Source organism: uncultured Albimonas sp., from assembly GCF_963977235.1.
In the GTDB taxonomy this organism is placed as follows: domain Bacteria; phylum Pseudomonadota; class Alphaproteobacteria; order Rhodobacterales; family Rhodobacteraceae; genus Albimonas.
Map to the genome: position 1 here is coordinate 1 of NZ_CAXBOD010000120.1, position 5,189 is coordinate 5,189.

6 protein-coding genes and 1 pseudogene are annotated in these 5,189 nt (G+C 71.3%); 3 read left to right on the forward strand and 4 right to left on the reverse strand.

Annotated elements, in window-relative coordinates:
• A pseudogene (locus AAC134_RS23360) lies at positions 1–81 on the forward strand (alkylhydroperoxidase); the annotation flags it as partial.
• Here AAC134_RS23360 and AAC134_RS23365 read toward each other — a convergent pair.
• The gene (locus AAC134_RS23365; RefSeq protein ID WP_339952134.1) at positions 78–296 is read right to left on the reverse strand and encodes a hypothetical protein; all 219 of its coding nucleotides are present in this window, start codon (positions 294–296) and stop codon (positions 78–80) included. The pseudogene AAC134_RS23360 and the gene AAC134_RS23365 overlap by 4 nt on opposite strands.
• A 112-nt stretch (positions 297–408) precedes the next feature.
• Positions 409–1,224 (reverse strand): ferredoxin--NADP reductase, encoded by an 816-nt coding sequence (locus AAC134_RS23370; RefSeq protein WP_339952144.1) that lies wholly within the window; start codon positions 1,222–1,224, stop codon positions 409–411.
• Between the two features lie 235 nt (positions 1,225–1,459).
• Here AAC134_RS23370 and AAC134_RS23375 point away from each other — a divergent pair, with 235 nt between their 5' ends.
• Complete coding sequence (locus tag AAC134_RS23375) at positions 1,460–2,008, forward strand: hypothetical protein (RefSeq protein WP_339952136.1); 549 nt, start codon at positions 1,460–1,462, stop codon at positions 2,006–2,008.
• Between the two features lie 144 nt (positions 2,009–2,152).
• Here AAC134_RS23375 and AAC134_RS23380 read toward each other — a convergent pair whose 3' ends face one another.
• Complete coding sequence (locus tag AAC134_RS23380; protein ID WP_339952138.1) at positions 2,153–3,037, reverse strand: RNA polymerase factor sigma-32; 885 nt, start codon at positions 3,035–3,037, stop codon at positions 2,153–2,155.
• Positions 3,038–3,298: 261 nt separating this feature from the next.
• Here AAC134_RS23380 and AAC134_RS23385 point away from each other — a divergent pair, with 261 nt between their 5' ends.
• Positions 3,299–4,174 (forward strand): glutathione S-transferase N-terminal domain-containing protein, encoded by an 876-nt coding sequence (locus AAC134_RS23385; RefSeq protein WP_339952140.1) that lies wholly within the window; start codon positions 3,299–3,301, stop codon positions 4,172–4,174.
• 188 nt (positions 4,175–4,362) lie between these two features.
• Here AAC134_RS23385 and truA read toward each other — a convergent pair whose 3' ends face one another.
• On the reverse strand, positions 4,363–5,109 hold the full coding sequence (gene truA, locus AAC134_RS23390) for a tRNA pseudouridine(38-40) synthase TruA (protein ID WP_339952142.1): 747 nt from the start codon (positions 5,107–5,109) through the stop codon (positions 4,363–4,365).
• Between the last annotated feature and the right edge of the window lie 80 nt (positions 5,110–5,189).

Here is a 5,189-nt window from a genome sequence, read left to right on the forward strand (position 1 = left end):
GGTTTCTTCAACATGTCCAACCGCATGGCCAGCGCCGTCGACATGCGCCCGAACGACGAATACCACGCGCAACACCGCTAGGCGGGCAGGGGAGCGGCCACCCGGCGGGTCGTTCCATCCGCGAAGACGTGGGTGCGGGCCGCGACGTGGGCGCCGGGCGGGAAGGCCCAGCGCTCGCCCCCTGGCGCGGGGCCGAGGATGCGAAAGGCGCCGTCGGGCAGCGGCTGCGCCGCGACCGCGCGCCATACCGGCGTTCCCTCGTCCAGCAGGGGCATCAGCAGGGTGATCTCGGACATGGGGCGTCTCGCGGCCTTCGGGAACGCCCAGGATCATTCCCGGCGAGGGCTGGAAATGGAAGGGCCCCGCGGATCGCTCCGCAGGGCCCTTTCGCATACGGGGGCGGAGGCGTCAGCCGACGAAGGCGCGCTCGACCACGAATTCGGCGGGGCGGTTGTTGGCGCCCTCGGTCAGGCCATAGCCCTCGAGCGCGGCCTTGGTGTCCTTGAGCATCGCCATCGAGCCGCAGATCATGCCGCGGTCGGTCTCGGGGCTGATCGGGGGCACGCCCAGCATCTCGAACAGTTTTCCCGACGCCATCAGGTCGGTCTGGCGGCCCATCACGTCCGTCTGCTCGCGGGTGGTCGAGGAGAACAGGCGCAGCTTCTTCGAGGCTTCCTCGCCCACCAGCTCGTCGCCGCGGGTCGCCTCGACCAGCTCCTGGCCATAGGTCAGCTCGCCGGCGTCGCGGCAGGTGTGCAGCAGGATCACGTCCTCGAACTTCTCGTAGGTCTCGGGGTCGCGGATCACGCTGGCGAAGGGCGCGATGCCGGTGCCGGTCGAGAACATCCACAGCCGCTTGCCCGGGATCAGCGCGTCGAGCACCAGCGTCCCGGTCGGCTTCTTGCGGAACCACACCGTGTCGCCGACCTGGATCTTCTGCAGCTGAGAGGTCAGGGGCCCGTCGGGGACCTTGATCGAGTAGAACTCCAGCTCCTCGTCCCAGGAGGGCGAGGCGATGGAATAGGCGCGCCACACGGGCTTCTCGCCCGGCAGGCCGATCATCACGAACTCGCCCGAGCGGAAGCGGAAGCTCGCCGGGCGAGAGAGGCGGAACTTGAACAGGCGGTCGGTGTAGTGCTTCACCGACAGGACCGTCTCGGCGAAGGCCGAGGCCGGGCACTCGAATTCCTGGGCGGCCGAGCCGGCCTGAACGTCCTCATGCATCGCACGCATCCCGATTTCCTCCGGTCCGCTCGGTCCTATCAGCGCCGCGCGCGCGAAGCCATCGGGCAGGCGCGCGCAGGGTCAGGACGCTAATTGGCGCATCGCAACATCGATGGAAAGGGGTTTCACAATCACGATTGCCCCGGCTTTTTATTTCACAAACGGGTTTGCGAAATTCGGGCGGCCCGGCGGCGGCTGGAATTGCCTTGCGCGCCCGGCGCCGTCAGGGTGGGGCATGTTCAAGCTCAGCCGACAGGTCGGGGACGATTGGCGCCCCTTCTCGCATCCGCCCGTCTTCGCGGAAGAGACGCTGTCCACCGGGGACCTGCGCCTGTGCGCGACCGTGCCGGGCGGCGACCCGCAGGTGGCCGCGACGCTGGTCGAGGGGCTGGAGGGGCCGTTTCAGCTTCTCTACGTCCTGCACACGCCGCGGGGCGAGGGCGCGCCCGGGCGCTATCAGAGCGAGGATATGGAGGGGGCGGAGGTGCAGGACTTTTTGCGCGCCTACGCCGATCTGCTGCGCAGCGACGGGCGATTCGACCTGTGGATCCGGGCGGAGGGATCCGGGACCCTGCTGGTCTGGGATCGCCACGACCATCTCTTCGTCTACGGCGCGCTGTCCCGGGCGGCAGAGCGGCTGCGGGGCCTCGGCTTCGCCGACGGCGTCTCGCCGCCCCCGGTTCCGCATGCGCACCATTATCGGGCCGAGAACGATGCGCAGGCCGCCCGCCTGCTGGCCTCGCGGTCCTGGCGCGTGACGCCGCTGCACCCCGGCGACGAATAGCGGCCTGACCCTCGGCCCGAGCGACATACAGGCCGGGTCCCGGACCCGACGGGTCCGAAAGCGGTCCCCTGAATGCAAGACGACCGCGGATGGAGCCATCCGCGGTCGAAGGTCGAAAGCGTGCGCTTCTGTCGCCGGCGCGCCTCAGAAGGCGGCGGCGAGATCCTTGGGCGCCTCGCCCAGCGTGTCCTCCAGGCGGCGGCGCATTTTGCGCAGGGCCTGGCTCTCGAGCTGGCGCACCCGCTCCTTGGAGAGGCCGAGCTTGCCGCCGAGGCTTTCCAGCGTCTCGGGGTCGTCGTCGATCTTGCGGGCGACGACGATCATCTTCTCGCGGTCGGTCAGCGCGGTCATCGCGTCGGCGATCCAGCCGCGGGCGGCGTTCAGGTCATGCTCGCGCCCGACGGTCACCTCGGGGTTGGGAGCGTCGTCCTCGAGCGTCTCGAGCCATTCGCGGCCCTCGTCGCCCGACTGCTGGGCGTTGAGCGAGAAGTCGGAGCCGGCGAGCCGGCCCTCCATCATCTCGACGTCGCGCAGGGGGGCGCCCAGGTCGGCGGCGATGCGGCGGCGGATCTCGTCGCCGGTCATGTGGTCGCCGGTGGCCTCGGCCTCGCGCTCCAGCCGGGCGCGGACCCGGCGCATGTTGAAGAACAGCGACTTCTGCGAGGAGGTCGAGCCGGTGCGCACCATCGACCAGTTGCGCATCACGTAGTCCTGGATCGAGGCCTTGATCCACCAGACCGCATAGGTCGAGAAGCGGACCCCGCGGTCGGGATCGAATTTCTCGGCCGCCTTCATCAGGCCGACGCCGGCCTCCTGGGTCAGGTCGGCCATCGGGGCGCCGTAACGGCGGTACTTGGCGGCCATGGACACGGCCAGCCGCATATAGGCGGTGACCAGGCGGTGCAGGGCCTGCTCGTCGCCGTGGTCGCGCCAGCGACGGGCGAGATCGAGCTCGGTTTCGGCGTCGAGAAGTTCCGCGCTCATCGCGGTCCGGGTAAGTGCGCTCGCGTGCTTGCCGTCGAGTGCCATGACAATCTCCTGTTGATCGGCCGGCTGTTCGACGCGCCCGGCCTTCGACGTGTTCATTCGTGTCATCCGTTTACGGCGGGGCTATGGCGGCGGATCACATCGCCGAGGGACGGAAACGATTTGTTTCCCAGGCTGTGGGAGGATCGCCCATTGCGGGCGGGTCGAGGCGCGTTGCCCGAGCAGGCCTCAGGCGCCCTGGACGCGCCTGGCGGCGGGAGCGATGTGGGTGCAGTCTGAGCCCGGGATCTCGGGAGGATCTGGATGGAACTGTCCATCATCGAGCGGACCTATTCCAGCTGGTCGCTGCGCGCCTGGCTGGCGGTCGAGCTGGTCGGCGCGCCCTGCGAGGTGCGCTCGGCCGGCAAGGGGACGCAGGCGTTCGCGCAGATGCGCAGGGACAACTTTCCAGCCCTGACGGTTCCGGTCCTGCGCTTCGACGACGGGGCGATGGTGTGGGAAAGTCTCTCGATAATGGAGGAACTTGCCCACCGTCACCCCGAGGCCGGCCTGTGGCCCGAGGCGCCCGCGGCGCGGGCGGCGGCGCGGGCGCTGGCCGGCGAGATGCACGCCGGATTCGCGGCGCTGCGCCGCGACTGCCCGATGAACCTCGAGCGTCGCTATGCGGGGTTCGAGCCCTCGATCGAGGTGCTCGAGGACGTGGCGCGGATCGAGACGTTGTGGACCTGGGCGGCCGAGCGGTTCGGGGGCGAGGGGCCGTGGCTGTTCGGAGCCCGACCCTGTGCGGCGGATCTGATGTTCGCGCCGGTGATCGCGCGGTTCGTGACCTATCAGCTCGGCGAGACGGAGATCACCGTCCGGTTGCAGGACGCGCTCTACGCCTGGGGGCCTTTCCGGCGCTGGCGGGCGATGGGCGTGGCCGAAACAAGGCGACTCGAGGAGTACGAGCTGGATCTGCCCGAGGCCCGGCGATTCGGCCCCCCGCCCCGACCGGCTCGCGCCGTCGAACCGGGGCGGAAGGCGGCCAACCCGTCCTGCCCCTGCTCGGGCAGCCCTGTCGCCCCGGACGCCCTGGGCGAGATCGAGGGCAGGGTGATCGGCTTCTGCAACCGGTTCTGCCGGGACAGGTCGCTGGCCGACGCCGACGCCTGGCCGAAGCTGGCGCCGCTGCTGGCCTGAGGCAGGAGGATACGCGCGTCGCCGGGTCGTCGCGCCGCGACGGGGCCCGATGCGGGCGTCCGGCGCAGGGCCTTCCCGGGCGTGCCGCCTGACAGGCGCCGGCGGCGATACGGCGCGCCTTGCGGCGCGGCGGGGGCGGGCGGGCGGCCCCACCCGCCCTCCCCGCCGCCCGCCCGCCCCCGCGGGCGTCAGGCGTCGGGGTAGATCACCTGCGTCAGGCAGAGGCCGTCGGGCGGCGCCACGGGGCCGCAGGCGGCGCGGTTGCGCGACTCGAGCGCCTGCTGGACCCGGTCGGGCGTCCAGGCGCCCGCGCCCACCCGCTCGAGCGTGCCGACCAGGCTGCGCACCTGGTTGTGCAGGAAGCTGCGGGCGCGCAGGTGGAAGGCGACCCCCTCGGCCGTCGCCTCGACCTCGATCGCGTCCAGCGTCTTGACCGGCGATTTCGCCTGGCAGAGCGTCGAGCGGAAGGTGGTGAAGTCATGCCGCCCGGTCAGCCGCGAGGCGGCCTCGCGCATCGCCTCCAGGTCCAGCGGCCCGGGAACCCGCCAGGCGAGCCCCTTGCTCAGCGTCAGCGGCGCCCGGCGCACCGCGACGCGGTAGGTGTAGCGCCGCTCGATCGCGTCGAAGCGGGCGTGGAAGTCGTCGGCCGCCCGCACGGCCGCCACCACCGCGACCGGCGCGGGCTTGAGGTGCCAGTTCACCGCCTCGGACAGGCGGAACGGGTCCCAGTCCCTGGCCATGTCGCAATGGCAGACCTGGCCGGTGGCGTGCACCCCCGCGTCGGTGCGCCCGGCGCCGCCGATCCCCGGCGCGTCGGGCTCGAGCCGGCGCAGCGCCTCCTCGATCGCCTGCTGCACCGAGGGCTGGTCAGGCTGCCGCTGCCAGCCCGCGAAGGGGCCGCCGTCGTATTCCACCGTGAGCTTGTAGCGTGGCATCCGCGCCTCATGCCCCGCGCCCCCGCCCGACGCAAGCGCCCCGGCGCGACGCCGGCAACGCCTCGCAAAGCGCCTGTTCT